Source organism: Streptomyces sp. NPDC006296 (genome assembly GCF_040613235.1).
Lineage (GTDB): Bacteria > Actinomycetota > Actinomycetes > Streptomycetales > Streptomycetaceae > Streptomyces.
On sequence record NZ_JBEXRT010000031.1, the window covers coordinates 20,543 to 37,111 of the forward strand.

Below are 16,569 nucleotides of genomic sequence, written 5' to 3' on the forward strand. Positions count from 1 at the left end.
ACGGTCGTCATGCTGGTCGAGAACGGGGTGAAGGGCGACTCCCGGGTGCAGAAGGAGGCCCTGTCGGCCGCCGCGGCCGGCTGGGACGTCGTGCTCCTGGGCAAGTCCCCCGACAAGAAGGCGCGGAGCTGGCGGCTGGGCGGGGCCCGGGTGCGCCTGCTGCCCGTTCCGACGCCCCTGCACCGGCGCCGCCACGAGTACCGCCGCGCCGTGCTGCGCGCGCCGCTCGCCTACCCGCCGGGCCCCCTGGCCGAGTACCGCAAGCAGCGGATGAAGGCCTGGCGCGCCGAGCTCAACCTCCAGGTCATCGAGACGGGGCGGACCGGTTCCGCCGTCGCGCGGACCTGCCTGCTGCCGACCCGGCTGCTGTCCCGGGCCCTGCACCGCTGGGTCCGGCTGCGCGCCCGGCACACCGCCGCGCTGGAGCGCCGCCGCAAGGACATGGACGGCCCGCTCGACCGGTTCACCACGGCCTTCTGGGTCCGGGCGATGGGGGAGCGGGCCTGGCGCCGGCTCGACCCCGGCCTGTGGGACCTGGAGCTCGCCTACGGCAAGGTCATCGACGCGCTGCGGCCCGACCTCATCCACGCCAACGACTTCCGGATGCTCGGCGTGGGCGCCCGCGCCAAGCTGCGGGCCGAGGCCAGGGGCCGCACCGTGCGGCTGGTCTGGGACGCGCACGAGTTCCTGCCCGGCATCAAGCCCTGGAACCCGCACCCGCGCTGGCACGTCGCCCAGTGTGCCCACGAACGGGAGCACGCCAAGTACGCGGACGCCGTCACGACCGTGTCGGCCACCCTGGCGCGGATGCTGGCCGAGCACCACGGGCTGAACGCCCTCCCCGAGGTGGTCCTCAACGCCCCCGACGCCGAGACCCCCGCGGACGCGTCCGCCGAGCCGGTCCCCGACCTGCGGGCGCTGTGCGGGATCGGCCCGCAGGTGCCGCTGGCGGTCTACAGCGGATCCGCCGCCCCGCAGCGCGGGCTCGACATCATGGTCGAGGCGCTGCCGCAGCTCCCGGGAACCCACGTCGCGTTCGTCGTCCCGCGCGGCAACGCGCCCTACATGCAGGCGCTCAGGAAACGGGCGGTCGTGCTCGGGGTGCAGGACCGCGTCCACGTCCTGCCGTACGTGCCGCACGACCAGGTCGTCCGCCACCTGGCGGCGGCGGACGTCGGCGTCATCCCGATCCACCACTGGCCGAACCACGAGATCGCCCTGATCACCAAGTTCTTCGAGTACTCCCACGCCCGGCTGCCCCTCGTCGTCAGTGACGTCCGGACGATGGGCGCGATGGTCGCCACCACCGGGCAGGGAGAGGTCTTCACCGCCGAGGACGTCTCGGACTACGTGCGGGCGGTGTCCGCGGTGCTCGCCGACCCGGGACGCTACCGGGACGCCTACCTGCGGCCGGGCATGCTCGCGGAATGGACCTGGGAGGCCCAGGCCGCGGTCCTCGACGGGGTCTACTCCCGGCTCGTCGAGGGCGCACGCACCCCGGTGGGTGAACGCATGGCGCCGGTGGCCCCGTGACGGGGCGCCCCGACGTCACCGTGATCGTGGCCGTGTACAACACGATGCCCTACCTGACGGAGTGCCTGGACTCCCTGGTGGGACAGAGCATCGGACCGGACCGCCTCGAGGTGATCGCGGTCGACGACGGCTCCACGGACGGCAGCGCGGCCGAGCTCGACCGGTTCGCCGCACGGTACCCGGGCGTCGTGACCGTGCTGCGCCAGCCCAACTCGGGCGGCCCCGCCGCCCCGAGCAACCGCGCCCTGGACCGGGCCACCGGACGCTTCGTCCACTTCGTCGGCTCCGACGACCACCTCGGCGAGGAGGCCCTGGAGCGCCTGGTGGCCTGCGCGGACGCCCACGGCTCGGACGTCGTCGCGGGCCGGATGGTCGGCACCGGCGGACGGTACGTCCACCAGAAGCTGTACGCCGAGAACGCCCCCGACATCAGCCTGTTCGACTCGGCCCTGCCGTTCACCCTGGCCAACACCAAGCTGTTCAGGCGCGAGCTGCTGGAGCGGCACCGGCTGCGCTTCCTGGAGGACCTGCCGGTCGGCAGCGACCAGCCGTTCACCATCGAGGCCTGCCTCCGGGCCCGCAGGATCTCGGTGCTCGCCGACTACATCTGCTACTACGCCGTCAAGCGGAACGACGCGAGCAACATCACCTACCGCGCCGACCACCTGTCCCGGCTGCGGTGCACCGCCCGCATCATGGACCACGCCGCCGGACTCGTCCCGGCCGGCCCGCACCGGGACGCGCTCCTCGCACGGCACTTCGCCTGGGAGCTCTCCAAGCTCCTGCTGACGGACTTCCCCGCACTCGGCGCCGACACCCGGCAGCGGCTGTGCGCGGGGCTGTCCGTGCTGCTGGACGCGTACTACACCGACGCGCTGCGCGACGGAACGGGCGTGAAGCGCCGGGTCCGCTTCGGTCTGGCCGGACGCGGCGCCACGGCGGCCCTGAGCAGGACCATCACCGACGAGGCCGCCTCCGGGGCCCCGCCCTTCCTGCTGGAGGGAGCCCGCGCCTTCGCCGTCTACCCGGCGTTCCGGGACCCCGGGGTGGGCCTGGACGACCGGTACTACGAGGTGCTCGGCGAGACGGTGGCGGGCAGGCTGGCGGCGGCCGCCCACTTCGAGTCGGCCGACTGGGAGCAGACCGGTGCGGACCTCTGGCTCACCGTGCGGCTGCGGCTCGGGGTCGTCGGCGACGTGGGCTCGGTGACGGTCGCCCTCGCCGGGAGGGCCATGCCGCAGAGTGCGGACCGGGCGGGCGCCCGCCGGCTGCCGGCGGGGCACGGGCGCCCGCCGGCCCCGGGCGAGGTCACCACCGAGGCGACCGCCGACGGGCGCGGCACCCGGGTCAGCGCGCGCGTCCCGGTCCCCGCGTCCCCGGCCGTCCAGGGGCTACGCGTCTACGTCGACGTGGCGGGGTCGACGTACGAGATCCCCGTGCGCACCGAGGGGCGGCCCATGCCGCTGGCCCGCAGATGGGGCGAAGCCGTCCCCCACCGCGTCGCGGCGAGGCCGAACACCAAGGGCCGGCTCGTGATCACGACGGCCCCCCTGACCGAGCCCCGGAACGGACCGTTCACCGGGCTGGGGAGGCTGCTGACACCGAAGAGGAAGCGGAACCGATGAACATCTGCGTAGTGGCCCTGGGCAAGATCGGGCTCCCGCTCGCCGTGCAGTTCGCCGCCCGGGGCCACACGGTCGTCGGGGCGGACGTCGACGAGCGGGTCGTCGCCCTGGTGAACGCGGCCACCGAACCGTTCCCCGGCGAGCACGGCCTGGCCGCCCGGCTCACCGAGACGGTGGCCGCGGGCCTGCTCTCCGCAACGACGGACACCACGGCCGCGGTCGCGGCGTCCGAGGCCGTCGTGATCGTCGTACCGCTGTTCGTCGACGCCGAGGGCACCCCGGACTTCGGCTGGATGGACGCGGCGACGAAGGCCGTCGCCGCCGGGCTGCGGCCCGGCACCCTCGTCAGTTACGAGACCACCCTCCCGGTCGGCACCACCCGGGAGCGCTGGGCACCGATGCTCGCGGAGGGGTCCGGGCTCACCCCGGGACGGGACTTCGCCCTCGTCTTCTCCCCGGAACGCGTCCTGACCGGCCGGGTCTTCGCCGACCTGCGGCGCTATCCCAAGCTCGTCGGCGGCATCGACGAGGCCTCGGCGCTGCGGGGCGTCGCCTTCTACGAGACCGTGCTCGACTTCGACGAGCGCGACGACCTGCCCCGCCGCAACGGCGTCTGGAACCTCGGCACGGCGGAGGCCTCCGAGCTGGCGAAGCTCGCCGAGACCACCTACCGGGACGTCAACATCGGTCTGGCCAACCAGTTCGCCCGCTTCGCCGACCTGCACGGCATCGACGTCGAACAGGTCATCGACGCCTGCAACAGCCAGCCCTACAGCCACATCCACCGGCCGGGCATCGCCGTCGGCGGCCACTGCATCCCGGTCTACCCGCGGATGTACCTGTGGAACGACCCGCGCGCGACCGTCGTGCGGGCGGCCCGCGAGGCCAACGCCGCGATGCCCCGCTACGCCGTCGACCTGCTGGCCGCCGCCTACGGCGACCTGGAGGGCGCCGGGGTCCTCGTGCTGGGCGCCGCCTACCGGGGCGGCGTCAAGGAGACCGCGTTCTCCGGGGTCTTCGGCGTGGTCGAGGCGCTCGCGGAGCGCGGCGCTGTCGCCTTCGTGTCCGACCCCCTCTACGGGCCCGAGGAGCTGAGGGCCCAGGGCCTCGTCCCGCACGAGGACCAGACCGTCACCGCGGCGATCCTCCAGACCGACCACCCCGAGTACCGCGAGCTGTCCGCGCGGAGCCTGCCGGACGTACGCGTCCTCGTCGACGGCCGCCGCACGACGGACCCGGCCCGGTGGGAGGGAGTCCGCCGGGTGGTCATCGGCGGCTGACCCCGCGCGGACCGGCCGGGGGAGCGGGCACCGTCCCGGACGCCCCCCCCGGGGAGCGTGCGCCGGCCCTCCCCCGTCCCCTCCGGCAGGGGCGCGCCCCCGGGTCAGCCGGCGGTGCGCTCCGTGAGGGCGCCGCCGGCCTCGTCGTGCAGGGCGCCGGTCCGCGGGCACTCCCAGACACCCGGTTCGCCCGCCCGCTCGACGAGCCGGACGCCGCTGCGCCCCACCCAGCCGATCCTGCGCGCCGGCACGCCCACGACCAGGGCGAAGTCCGGGACGTCCGCGGTCACGACGGCGCCCGCCGCCACCAGGGCCCAGCGGCCGATCCGCACGGGCGCGACGCACACGGACCGCGCGCCCAGCGAGGCGCCCTCGGCCACCGTCACGCCCACGGCCTCCCAGTCGCCGCCGCGCTTCTGCCGGCCCTCCGGGCCGACCGAGCGCGGGTTGCGGTCGTTGGTGAGGACCACGGCGGGGCCGACGAAGACACCGTCACCGAGCTCGGCCGGCTCGTACACCAGGGCGTAGTTCTGCAGCTTGACGTTGTCGCCGATCCGCACGCCCGTGCCCACGTACGCCCCGCGGCCGACCACGCAGCCCGTGCCGAGTCTGGCTCCCTCGCGGATCTGGGCGAGGTCCCAGACGCTGCTGCCGTCCCCGATCTCGGCGCTCTCGTCGACCTGGGCGGTGGGCTGGAGCCTGTAGTTCACGTGCAGCACCTTTCGCGGAACGGATCGGGACAAAGCGTACGACCCCTCCGGCGGGCCCGTCCGGGTGGCGGCGGCGGCCCGAGGCCGGTTTGACCCCCCGGGACGCGCCCCGTAATCTTGACCCTCGGCGTGTTTCTGTGCGCCTACCCCCTGAGCACATCCCTCCCGGTGATCCGTCCCCGGGGGAGGCCGCTCATCCTTCCGGACTGTCGTGGGCCCCGGCCCGTGCGGGCGGCTGGCATCAGGGGATCCGTTCCGAGTGAGAGAGAGATCCGCGTGTACGCCATCGTGCGCAGCGGTGGTCGCCAGCACAAGGTTGCTGTCGGCGACATCGTTGAGGTTGACAAGATTTCCACCGCCAAGGTTGGCGACACGGTCGAGCTCTCGACCCTGCTCGTTGTCGACGGTGACGCCGTGACCAGCGACCCCTGGGTGCTGGACGGCATCAAGGTCCAGGCCGAGATCGTGGACCACCACAAGGGCGCGAAGATCGACATCCTTCGCTACAAGAACAAGACGGGTTACCGCCGTCGCCAGGGTCACCGCCAGCAGTACACGGCGATCAAGGTCACCGGTATCCCCGCGGCTGCGAAGTAAGGGACTGAGGAGACATGGCACACAAGAAGGGCGCATCGTCCACTCGGAACGGGCGCGATTCCAATGCTCAGCGGCTCGGCGTGAAGCGCTTCGGCGGTCAGGCCGTCAACGCCGGTGAGATCCTGGTCCGCCAGCGCGGCACCCACTTCCACCCGGGCACGGGCGTCGGCCGTGGCGGCGACGACACGCTGTTCGCGCTGACCGCCGGTGCGGTGGAGTTCGGTACGCACCGTGGCCGCAAGGTCGTGAACATCGTTCCCGTCGCTGCCTGATCCAGGCAACGGCTGAACGTCACAGCACCTTCCGAGGGCGGATCTCGGCTTTCCCGGTGACCGGGGAAGCGGGTCCGCCCTCGGCGCGTTACGCACAGAGACATTCCGTATTTTTCCGCTGTACCTGGAGGCCCCACCATGACCACCTTCGTGGACCGCGTCGAGCTGCATGCCGCCGCGGGTAACGGAGGCCACGGCGTGGCCTCCGTGCACCGTGAGAAGTTCAAGCCGCTGGGCGGCCCCGACGGGGGCAACGGCGGACGCGGCGGCGATGTGATCCTCGTCGTCGAGCAGTCCGTCACCACGCTGCTCGACTACCACCACCACCCTCACCGCAAGGCCACGAACGGCCAGCCCGGCGCGGGCGACAACCGGTCGGGCAAGGACGGCCAGGACCTCGTCCTGCCCGTCCCGGACGGCACCGTCGTCCTCGACAAGGCGGGCAACGTGCTCGCCGACCTCGTCGGCCAGGGCACCACCTTCGTCGCCGGCCAGGGCGGCCGCGGCGGCCTCGGCAACGCCGCGCTGGCCTCCGCCCGCCGCAAGGCGCCCGGTTTCGCGCTGCTCGGCGAGCCGGGGGAGAGCCGGGACATCGTCCTGGAGCTCAAGACCGTCGCCGACGTCGCGCTCGTCGGCTACCCGAGCGCCGGCAAGTCCTCGCTGATCTCGGTGCTCTCCGCGGCCAAGCCGAAGATCGCGGACTACCCGTTCACGACCCTCGTCCCCAACCTGGGCGTCGTCACCGCGGGCTCCACCGTCTACACCATCGCCGACGTCCCGGGGCTCATCCCGGGCGCCAGCCAGGGCAAGGGACTCGGCCTGGAGTTCCTGCGGCACGTCGAGCGCTGCTCCGTCCTGGTGCACGTGCTGGACACCGCGACGCTGGAGTCGGACCGCGACCCGCTCTCCGACCTCGACATGATCGAGGAGGAACTCCGGCTGTACGGCGGTCTGGAGGACCGCCCGCGCATCGTCGCGCTCAACAAGGTCGACATCCCGGACGGCCAGGACCTCGCCGACATGATCCGCCCCGACCTGGAGGAGCGCGGCTACCGCGTCTTCGAGGTCTCGGCCATCGCGCACAAGGGCCTCAACGACCTCAGCTACGCCCTGGCGGGGATCATCGCCGAGGCGCGGGCGAGCAAGCCGGCGGAGGAGTCGACGCGCATCGTCATCCGCCCCAAGGCCGTCGACGACGCGGGCTTCACCGTGACGGTCGAGGAGGACGGCATCTACCGCGTGCGCGGCGAGAAGCCCGAGCGCTGGATCCGGCAGACCGACTTCAACAACGACGAGGCCGTCGGCTACCTCGCCGACCGGCTCAACCGCCTCGGCGTGGAGGACGAGCTCCGCAAGGCGGGCGCCCAGGCCGGCGACGGCGTGGCCATCGGTCCCGAGGACAACGCGGTCGTCTTCGACTGGGAGCCGACCATGGCGGCCGGCGCCGAGATGCTGGGCCGGCGCGGTGAGGACCACCGCATGGAGGCGCCCCGCCCCGCCGCGCAGCGGCGCCGCGAGCGCGAGTCGGAGCGCGACGACGCACAGCGCGAGTACGACGACTTCGACCCCTTCTAGGAAGCGCCGGGAGCACCGCCCGCACGGCCGTGCGGTGCTCCCCGGCACCGCGCGGACCGGGCTGCTCCACGCGCCGGACACCGGGGCTGCACGCCGGGCCGCCCGGTGCCGCCGGGCCCCGGAGACACCGGGACGTGCCGGGCGAAGGGTGCGCCGCGGGCGCTCATGTGCAGATTGCGTCACACATCTGTGGAGTCCGGCGGCGCGGGGCGGAGCCCCGGAAGGGCCAATCTCCCTGGCCAGACGGTGAACTGCAGGTTTCCCACGGGCGAGTGGCAGTAAACGTCCGCCTTGCGAGACGGTCGCGGAGAGTGCGACCATCACACTGTTCCCCCCTGTCATCGCAAGGTAGGTCGTCTGTGTCTGTGTCTGTGCCGCATGAAGCCAAGCCCCGGACCACAGCGGTCGTGCTCGCCGGTGGGACCGGCCAACGCGTGGGCCTGTCGATCCCCAAGCAGCTGCTGAAGATCGCCGGTAAGGCCGTCATCGAGCACACGCTGACCATCTTCCAGAACGCCGACGACATCGACGACGTCATCGTGCTGATGGCGCCGGGCTTCGTGCCCGACGTGGAGAAGATCGTCGCCAAGGCCGGGCTGACCAAGGTCGTCAAGGTCATCGAGGGTGGCAGCACCCGGAACGAGACCACCGAGCGCGCCATCGAGGCCCTCGGCGAGGGCCTCGCCGAGGGTGAGGACCGCAACGTCCTCTTCCACGACGCGGTCCGCCCGCTGCTCTCGCAGCGCGTCATCACCGACTGCGTCGAAGCACTCGGCCGCTACCAGGCCGTCGACGTCGCCATCCCGTCCGCCGACACGATCATCGTGACCCGGACCCACGGCGAGGACGGCGAGTTCATCACCGACGTCCCGGACCGGTCCCGGCTGCGCCGCGGCCAGACCCCGCAGGCGTTCAAGCTCTCCACGATCCGCAAGGCGTACGAGGTCGCGGCCGGCGATCCGAACTTCCAGGCCACCGACGACTGCTCGGTCGTCCTGCGGTACCTCCCCGACGTGCCGATCTACGTGGTCGCGGGCGACGAGTACAACATGAAGGTCACCCAGCCGGTCGACGTCTTCATCACCGACAAGCTGTTCCAGCTGGCCTCCACCGCGGCGCCGCGCCAGGCCGACGAGGCCGCCTACCGCGAACTGCTCTCGGGCAAGACCCTGGTCGTCTTCGGCGGTTCGTACGGCATCGGCGCCGACATCGGCACGCTGGCCGAGCAGTACGGCGCCAAGGTGTACGCCCTGGGCCGCTCCACCACCGGCACGCACGTGGAGAACCCCGAGCACGTCGACGAGGCGCTGTCGAAGGCGTACGCCGAGACCGGCCGCATCGACTACGTCATCAACACGGCGGGCGTGCTGCGCATCGGCAAGCTGGCCGAGACGGACACCGCGACGATCCAGGAAGCGCTGAACGTCAACTACCTGGCGCCCGTGCAGATCGCCCGTGCCTCCTACAAGTACCTGGCGGAGACCCAGGGGCAGTTGCTCCTGTACACCTCCAGCAGCTACACCCGGGGCCGTGCCGAATACAGCCTCTACTCCTCCACCAAGGCTGCGATGGTGAACCTCACCCAGGCGCTGGCCGACGAATGGGCGGGCGAGGGTGTCCGGGTCAACTGCGTGAACCCGGAGCGCACCGCGACGCCCATGCGGACCAAGGCGTTCGGCCAGGAGCCTGAGGGCTCGCTGCTCTCCTCCGAGGCCGTGGCGCGCACCTCGCTCGACGTCCTCCTGTCCGCGATGACCGGCCACGTCATCGACGTGCGGCAGCAGGACCCGACCCGTGACGTCACGGAGGCCTCCGGGTTCGAGCAGGCCCTGGCCTCGGTGCTGGACCGTCAGGAAGATGTGTAATAATTCTTGACAATTGTGCTTTTCCGGGCCTCTGGAATCACCTTCGGTGATTGCAGGGGCCCGACTGCGTGAAGCCGCACCTTCACAATTCCCTCCATACGTGAAACAACCGGCACCCCCTGGAGCAGGTTCTTCGTGATTTCGACAGCCATCCGCCTGGCCCGTGTGGGCAGCCGGTCAGAACTGGCGGCAGCGATACTGATGATGCTGGGTTATCCCTGCGTCATGGTCGCCGCTCTCGTCCCCGATATCTGGTTCTTCGCGGCGGCCACGGCTGTCACGTACGTCGCGGACTGGTACCTGCACCAGCGCGGCAGCTATCTGGTCAACAGGCTGGGGAAGGTGCGGGCCGGGCTGTCCATCCGCTTCCTGCTCCGCCAGCTGATGATCATCCTGCTCCTGGCCCGTCTGGACCTCTCGCAGGAACCTCTCTTCTACGCCGCCGTCGCGTGCTTCCTCCTCTTCTACGGTCTGCAGGCTCCGCACGGCGCGCTGACGACGCTGATCCGGCTGCGCCGCTCGCTGCCGATCGTCACGCGGAACGTGGACCTGCACGCCGTCCGCATCCCGGACGGGCCGCCGCGCGCGCTGCTGCACCGGGCCAGCGAGAAGATGCTCCACCTCGACCTCCCCGCGGTGGTGGGCGTCCTGATCGCGGCGGGCACGGGTGAGGACGTCATCGGGTACGCCGGCGCCGCCCTGACCCTGCTGCTGGCCCTCGGCTACAACGCGCTGCTCGTCCCGTACCTGCGCCGGAAGCGGCAGGCGCCCTCGGCCCCCGCCGTGCTGAAGGCCCTGGACGTCTGGCTGGGCGAGTACCAGCCGACCGTGGTGCTCTACTTCTCCGGCTCCAGCGAGTCCGCCTACCAGGGCAACATGTGGCTGGACACCATGGCGGCCGTCGAGGGCCGCCCGCTGATCGTCATGCGTGAGCGGAACCTCGTGTCGCAGCTCGCGGAGACGTCCGTGCCCGTGATCTGCGTGCCGGGCGGCACCCACCTGATGAACATGAACCTCTCGACGGTCCGTGTGTGCCTGTACCCGGCCAACGTCGGCAAGAACATCCACATGCTGCGCGTCCCGACCATGAAGCACGTCTTCATCGGACACGGCGACAGCGACAAGCTGGCCAGCGTCAACCCGTACTCCAAGGTGTACGACGAGGTGTGGACGGCGGGCCGGGCGGGCCGCGACCGCTACGCCCTGGCCGACGTCGGCGTGCGCGACGAGGACATCGTCGAGGTCGGGCGGCCCCAGCTGGCGCCGATCGAGAGCTGGACCGGCACCACCCGGAACCCCGTCCCCACGGTGCTGTACGCCCCCACCTGGGAGGGCTGGGACGACAACCCCGGCAACACCTCGCTGCTGCTGGCCGGGGAGAACATCGTCCGCCGCCTGCTGGACGCGGACAGCCCGGTCCGGGTCATCTACAAGCCGCACCCCTTCACGGGCATCCGCAGCGCCAAGGCCAAGGCCGTCAACGCCAGGATCGAGGACCTGCTCGCCGCCTCGGCGCAGAAGCGCGCCGCCGACCCCCGCTGGGTCAAGGAGGCCGCCGACGCCGCTGCCGCCCACGGTGAGGCGAAGGCGGAGCTGGTCCGGATCGAGGCACGCCTGGCGGAGCTGGCGAAGCCGGGCCGCGCGGGCGGCGACGAGTCGGAGGTCTCCCGCCTCTCGCTCGCCGACCCGGCCCGCCTGGCCGAGACCGTCACCCTGCGCGCGCAGTGGAACGACGCCTACTGGCGTTCCTTCGGCTGGTGGGAGCACAAGACGGTGACCGGCGCGCAGCCCAAGCTGTACGACTGCTTCAACCAGTCCGACGCCATGGTCTCGGACATCTCCAGCGTGGTGTCCGACTTCATCGCGAGCGGCAAGCCCTACGCGGTCACGGACTCGGCCGAGCTGGGGGCGGAGGAGTTCAAGCGTCAGAACACCGCCGTGCGGGCCGCCGTCATCCTCTCCAACAGCGCCGCGGAGATCGACGCACTGCTGCGGGCCGTCGCCGACCCGTCGTCGGACCCGCTCGCCGAGGACCGCCACGAGCTGAAGACCTACCTGCTGGGCCCGGACGAGCCGACGTCCATGGAGCAGTTCAACGCCGCGGTCGCCGCGCTCGCGGCCAAGGCCGAGGTCCGCAACGCGGGCGTCGCGCAGCGGGTGGGCGGGCAGCAGCCCCCCGCGCCCCTGCCCGACGCCGAGGCGGAGTCCAGCGGTGTGGGCGACGGCACGGCCGAGATCATCGCCGAGGCCGAAGCCGCGGTCGACCCGGACGCACCGGACGCCCCCGACGCGCCGGAGACCGACGCCGGGATCGGCGCGGGGCCCACGACGGTCCGCTGACCACCGGCGTCTGGCCCGCCCCGCCGCCTCGCGCGGGCGCGGGCCGGACGCCCGCCGGTTCACCCGGAGTTCTCCGCCGCGTCGCCGCCCGGCCGATTTTCGTCCGGTACACGGCGCAACCCACAGGACGGCCCGTCCGTCTCCTCCTCGGGGAGGGGAACGTACGGGCCGTTCGGCGTGTCCGTATCGGAACCAGGCATGTGCCGTCGTTCCATCGTTTCTCCTGATAAGTGCGTTTATCTGAACCGGGGAGACATGGGCACGACCACCACGACCACCGCCGACACCGTCACCACGCCCGACGTGACCGTGATCGTCGGCGCCTACGAGGCGATGCCGTACCTGATCCGCTGTCTGGAGTCCGTGGAGGCGCAGACGCTTCCGGCCGGACGCATGGAGATCGTCGCCGTCGACGACGGGTCGACCGACGGCACGGGGGAGTACCTGGAGGAGTTCGCCGCCCGGACCGCGATCGACATGCGCGTCGTCCGCCAGGAGAACTCGGGGGGCCCCAGCGGCCCGCGCAACGTCGGCCTCGGGCTCGCCCGCGGCCGGTACGTCTTCTTCCTCGACGCGGACGACTACTTCGGCGAGGAGGCCCTGGAGCGCATGGTCGCGATGGGCGACCGGGCCGGCACCGACGTGGTCCTCGGCAAGGTGGTCGGGGTCAACCGGGGGGCGCCCAAGTCGATGTGGGCGCGGACCGAGGAGCGGGTCGACGTCCACCGTTCCAAGATCATCTACACCCTCAGTGCGCAGAAGCTCTTCCGGCGGGACCTGCTGGAGCGCATCGGCCTGCGTTTCGACGAGCGTCTCAAGACCGGCGAGGACGCCCTCTTCACGATGGAGGCGTACCTGCGCGGCGCCGGGGTCTCGGTCATCGCCGACTACACCTGCTACCACCTGGTGGGCCGCGACGACGGCAAGCACGCCACCAAGCGGGGCGGGTACGTCCCGCGCTTCGACGCGATGGAGGCCATGATGGCCCTCATCCACCGGCTGGAGCCGGCCGGGCCGAAGCGCGATCTCCTCATGGTGAGGCCCTTCACGGTCGGCATGCTCCAGCAGTTCGGCCCCGGGCTGCTGCGGCAGCCGGAGGACGAACAGCGGCACAAGATGGAGCTCGCGGCCCCGCTGATGCGGAGCTACTGGACGGGCGGGGTGGCCCGGCGGATCAAGGTCGCCGAGCGGCTGCGGCTCGCCTGCGTCGCACGCGGCCGCCTCGACCTGCTGGCCGACGTGCTGAGGTACCTCCAGTCCAAGGAGGTCCCCGACCTGGTCCCCTCGGCCAAGGGGGACAAGCTCTTCCTCGCCTACCCGCACTTCCGGGACGAGGAGGCCGGACTCCGGGACGCCGACTACCAGGTCACCGTGCCCGACTGGCGCGGCGGCGACCGGGTCAGGCGGCCCAAGCGGATGCTGAGGCCGGCGCCCGACCAGCCGTCCACCCCGCGGCGCGTCGTCCGGCGGCTGCGCAGGGAGCTCCGCGGCTGGCGCTCACGCCTGAGAACCGGATGACCCCGGACCCGGCCCGTAGCCCACTCGCCTCACCCGGAGGGGCGTTCTCGTCCCCGTCGGTGCCCGACGGCCGGGCCGCGGGGCACCCAGGGATAAACTCGCACAATATTCATGATCTCCCAAGAGATCTACATATCACCATCTGGACAGGGGCAACGTGAAGGCTCTCGTACTCTCCGGTGGGGCGGGCACCCGTCTTCGTCCCATCACGCACACGTCGGCCAAGCAGCTGGTCCCGGTGGCGAACAAGCCCGTGCTCTTCTACGGGCTGGAAGCCATCGCCGAGGCGGGCATCACCGACGTCGGCATCATCGTGGGGGACACGGCACCGGAGATCCGGGAGGCCGTCGGCGACGGATCCGCGCTGGGCATCGACGTCACCTACATCCCCCAGGACGAGCCCCGGGGCCTCGCGCACGCGGTGCTCATCGCACGCGACTTCCTGGGCGACGACGACTTCGTCATGTACCTCGGCGACAACTTCATCGTCGGAGGGATCACCGGACTGGTCGAGGAGTTCCGCGCGGACCGCCCCGACGCCCAGATCCTGCTGACCAAGGTGCCCAACCCGACCGCCTTCGGTGTCGCCGAGCTCGACGCCCAGGGGCGGGTCGCCTCCCTGGAGGAGAAGCCGAAGGAGCCGAAGAGCGATCTGGCGCTGGTCGGCGTCTACCTCTTCACCCCGGCCGTCCACGAGGCCGTACGCGCGATCGAGCCGTCCTGGCGCGGCGAGCTGGAGATCACCCACGCCATCCAGTGGCTGATCGACCAGCGGCGCGACGTCCGCTCCACCACCATCTCCGGGTACTGGAAGGACACCGGCAACGTCACCGACATGCTGGAGGTCAACCGCTCCGTCCTGGAGACGCTCCGGGGCGTCACGGAGGGGACGGTCGACGAGAGCAGTGAGATCATCGGACGGGTGCGGATCGAGGCGGGGGCCCGGGTCACCAGCAGCCGGATCGTCGGCCCGGTGATCATCGGGGCCGGCTCGGTCATCACCGACGCCTACGTCGGTCCGTTCACCTCGGTCTCGGAGAACTGCCGGATCGAGGACAGCGAGATCGAGTACTCGATCGTCCTGCGCGGCGCGTCCGTCTCCGGGGTCCGCCGCGTCGAGGCTTCGCTCATCGGCCGGGACGTCGAAGTGACCCCCGCGCCCCGCAACCCGTCCGCCCACCGGCTCGTGCTCGGTGACCACAGCAAGGTGCAGATCTCTTCATGACGACCCACATCCTGGTGACCGGCGGGGCCGGATTCATCGGCTCCCACTACGTCCGTACCGTGCTGGGCCCGCAGGGACCGGGCGACGTCGCCGTGACGGTCCTGGACAAGCTCACCTACGCGGGCAACCCGGCCAACCTCGACGAGGTCCGCGACCACCCGGGCTTCACCTTCGTACAGGGCGACATCTGCGACGCCGAACTGGTCGGCAAGCTGATGGCCGAGCACGACCAGGTGGTGCACTTCGCCGCCGAGTCGCACGTCGACCGCTCCATCGACGGCGGAGCCGAGTTCGTCCGCACGAACGTCGTGGGCACCCACACCCTGATCCACGCCGCCCACCTGGCCGGCATCACGACCTTCGTGCACATCTCGACGGACGAGGTCTACGGGTCGATCGACGAGGGCTCCTGGCCGGAGACCCACCCGCTCGAGCCCAACTCGCCGTACTCCTCGGCCAAGGCGTCCAGCGACCTCATCGCCCTCTCGTACCACCGCACCCACGGCCTCGACGTGCGGGTGACGCGCTGCTCCAACAACTACGGGCACCACCACTTCCCCGAGAAGGTCATCCCGCTCTTCGTCACCAACCTCCTGGACGGCAGGACCGTGCCGCTGTACGGCGACGGCGCCAACGTGCGCGACTGGCTGCACATCGACGACCACGTCCAGGGCATCGAGCTCGTCCGCACCAAGGGCCGTGCCGGCGAGGTCTACAACATCGGCGGCGGCACCGAGCTCTCCAACAAGGAGCTCACCGGGCTGCTCCTGGAAGCCTGCGGCGCCGACTGGGAGACCAGCGTCACCTACGTCGAGGACCGCAAGGGCCACGACCGGCGCTACTCGGTCGACTGCACCAAGATCCGCGAGGAGCTCGGCTACGAGCCCCGCACCGACTTCGCCGCCGGCCTCGCCGACACCGTCCAGTGGTACCGCGACAACCGCGCCTGGTGGGAGCCGCTGAAGGACCGGGCAGCGCTGTGAGCGCCGTCTGGCTGGTCACCGGGGCCGAAGGAATGCTGGGCCGCGACGTGCTGGCCCGGCTGGCCGGGGAGGACGTCACCGCCGTCGCCGCGGGCCGGGGCACCGTCGACATCACCGACCCCGCCTCGGTGCGCGCCGCCTTCGAGCGGCTGCGCCCGCAGGTCGTCGTCAACTGCGCCGCCTGGACCGCCGTCGACGACGCCGAGACCCAGGAGGACGCGGCCCTCCGCGTCAACGGACAGGGAGCCGCGCATCTCGCCGAGGCGTGCCGCGAGCACGGCGCCGTCCTCCTCCAGGTGTCCACCGACTACGTCTTCGCCGGCGACGCCGGGCGGCCGTACCCCGAAGAGGCGCCCACCGGACCGCGCAGCGCGTACGGCCGGACGAAACTCGCCGGGGAGCGCGCGGTCCTGGAGACCCTTCCGGACACCGGGTACGTCGTCCGGACCGCCTGGCTGTACGGCGCCGGCGGCGGGAACTTCGTCCGCACGATGATCCGGCTGGAGGGAGTCAAGGACACCCTCGACGTGGTGGACGACCAGCGCGGCCAGCCCACCTGGACGGCCGACCTGGCCGACCGGCTGGTCAGGCTCGGACAGGCCGCCCGCGCCGGCACCGCCCCCGCGGGCGTCTACCACGGCACCAGCGGCGGCGAGACGACCTGGTTCGGCCTGACCCGGGAGATCTTCGCACTGCTGGGTGCCGACCCGGAGCGGGTCCTCCCCACCACCAGCGAGGCCTTCGTACGGCCGGCTCCCCGCCCCGCGTACAGCGTGCTGGGCCACGACCGCTGGGCGGCGGCCGGGATCGAACCGGTGCGCGACTGGCAGGCGGCGCTCAAGGAGGCGTTTCCCGCCCTGCTGGCCGCCGAACGTCCCTGATCCGCGGCTCCCGGTGTCCGGGCCCTCCCCATGGGGAGGGCCCGGACACCGCCGTGGACGCGGCGCCCTCCGGCCGCCCGCACGCAGTCGGGTGGAACAGCTCCCGTACCGGGCGTTCCTGGGTTACTTTCTTCGGAAAAACCCGGCCAGTCGGTCCCTGTCGAA

Annotated in this window: 13 protein-coding genes; 12 read left to right on the plus strand and 1 reads right to left on the minus strand. The window is 71.7% G+C overall.

The genetic code is table 11. The features are described from left to right. Positions 1-9: 9 nt before the first annotated feature. The 3 genes from ABZ172_RS21315 to ABZ172_RS21325 are packed head-to-tail and all read left to right on the plus strand — an operon-like array spanning position 10 to position 4,438. Entirely contained in the window at positions 10-1,533 is a 1,524-nt protein-coding gene (locus tag ABZ172_RS21315; protein ID WP_356885372.1) for a glycosyltransferase family 4 protein, read from the plus strand. Continuing rightward, entirely contained in the window at positions 1,530-3,158 is a 1,629-nt protein-coding gene (locus ABZ172_RS21320; protein WP_356885320.1) for a glycosyltransferase, read from the plus strand. Before ABZ172_RS21315 ends, ABZ172_RS21320 begins: the two co-directional genes overlap by 4 nt. After that, entirely contained in the window at positions 3,155-4,438 is a 1,284-nt protein-coding gene (locus tag ABZ172_RS21325) for a nucleotide sugar dehydrogenase (protein ID WP_356885321.1), read from the plus strand. Before ABZ172_RS21320 ends, ABZ172_RS21325 begins: the two co-directional genes overlap by 4 nt. A gap of 104 nt (positions 4,439-4,542) precedes the next feature. Here the strand turns inward: ABZ172_RS21325 and ABZ172_RS21330 are convergent, their stop codons facing one another. Continuing rightward, positions 4,543-5,148, minus strand: coding sequence for an acyltransferase (locus ABZ172_RS21330; protein WP_356885322.1), 606 nt, complete (start codon positions 5,146-5,148; stop codon positions 4,543-4,545). Between the two features lie 276 nt (positions 5,149-5,424). On the opposite strand from ABZ172_RS21330, the gene rplU reads away from it, so the two are divergent. From rplU to rfbD, 9 genes are all read left to right on the plus strand, one after another. Next, positions 5,425-5,745 (plus strand): 50S ribosomal protein L21, encoded by a 321-nt coding sequence (rplU, locus tag ABZ172_RS21335; protein ID WP_015577124.1) that lies wholly within the window; start codon positions 5,425-5,427, stop codon positions 5,743-5,745. Between the two features lie 14 nt (positions 5,746-5,759). After that, on the plus strand, positions 5,760-6,017 hold the full coding sequence (gene rpmA / locus ABZ172_RS21340; protein ID WP_014045902.1) for a 50S ribosomal protein L27: 258 nt from the start codon (positions 5,760-5,762) through the stop codon (positions 6,015-6,017). A 138-nt stretch (positions 6,018-6,155) separates the two neighbouring features. After that, the gene (gene obgE, locus ABZ172_RS21345; RefSeq protein ID WP_356885323.1) at positions 6,156-7,592 is read left to right on the plus strand and encodes a GTPase ObgE; all 1,437 of its coding nucleotides are present in this window, start codon (positions 6,156-6,158) and stop codon (positions 7,590-7,592) included. Positions 7,593-7,957: 365 nt separating this feature from the next. Beyond that, positions 7,958-9,457: a bifunctional cytidylyltransferase/SDR family oxidoreductase gene (locus tag ABZ172_RS21350; protein WP_356885324.1), complete on the plus strand. Its 1,500-nt coding sequence runs from the start codon at positions 7,958-7,960 to the stop codon at positions 9,455-9,457. 135 nt (positions 9,458-9,592) lie between these two features. Further along, the gene (locus ABZ172_RS21355; RefSeq protein ID WP_356885325.1) at positions 9,593-11,797 is read left to right on the plus strand and encodes a hypothetical protein; all 2,205 of its coding nucleotides are present in this window, start codon (positions 9,593-9,595) and stop codon (positions 11,795-11,797) included. A gap of 255 nt (positions 11,798-12,052) precedes the next feature. Then, on the plus strand, positions 12,053-13,315 hold the full coding sequence (locus ABZ172_RS21360) for a glycosyltransferase family A protein (RefSeq protein ID WP_356885326.1): 1,263 nt from the start codon (positions 12,053-12,055) through the stop codon (positions 13,313-13,315). Positions 13,316-13,472: 157 nt separating this feature from the next. Next, the gene (locus ABZ172_RS21365) at positions 13,473-14,540 is read left to right on the plus strand and encodes a glucose-1-phosphate thymidylyltransferase (RefSeq protein ID WP_356885327.1); all 1,068 of its coding nucleotides are present in this window, start codon (positions 13,473-13,475) and stop codon (positions 14,538-14,540) included. Further along, positions 14,537-15,523, plus strand: coding sequence for a dTDP-glucose 4,6-dehydratase (gene rfbB / locus ABZ172_RS21370; protein WP_356885328.1), 987 nt, complete (start codon positions 14,537-14,539; stop codon positions 15,521-15,523). The genes ABZ172_RS21365 and rfbB overlap by 4 nt, the downstream gene beginning before the upstream one ends. Next, positions 15,520-16,404, plus strand: a complete 885-nt coding sequence (gene rfbD / locus ABZ172_RS21375) for a dTDP-4-dehydrorhamnose reductase (RefSeq protein ID WP_356885329.1) — start codon at positions 15,520-15,522, stop codon at positions 16,402-16,404. The genes rfbB and rfbD overlap by 4 nt, the downstream gene beginning before the upstream one ends. Positions 16,405-16,569: the final 165 nt, after the last annotated feature.

Coding starts and splice junctions, on each gene's coding strand:
- ABZ172_RS21360 (WP_356885326.1), top strand. CDS start 12,053: ATGGGCACGACCACCACGACCACCGCCGACACCGTCACCACGCCCGAC.
- obgE (WP_356885323.1), top strand. CDS start 6,156: ATGACCACCTTCGTGGACCGCGTCGAGCTGCATGCCGCCGCGGGTAAC.
- rpmA (WP_014045902.1), top strand. CDS start 5,760: ATGGCACACAAGAAGGGCGCATCGTCCACTCGGAACGGGCGCGATTCC.
- ABZ172_RS21325 (WP_356885321.1), top strand. CDS start 3,155: ATGAACATCTGCGTAGTGGCCCTGGGCAAGATCGGGCTCCCGCTCGCC.
- ABZ172_RS21315 (WP_356885372.1), top strand. CDS start 10: ATGCTGGTCGAGAACGGGGTGAAGGGCGACTCCCGGGTGCAGAAGGAG.
- rfbB (WP_356885328.1), top strand. CDS start 14,537: ATGACGACCCACATCCTGGTGACCGGCGGGGCCGGATTCATCGGCTCC.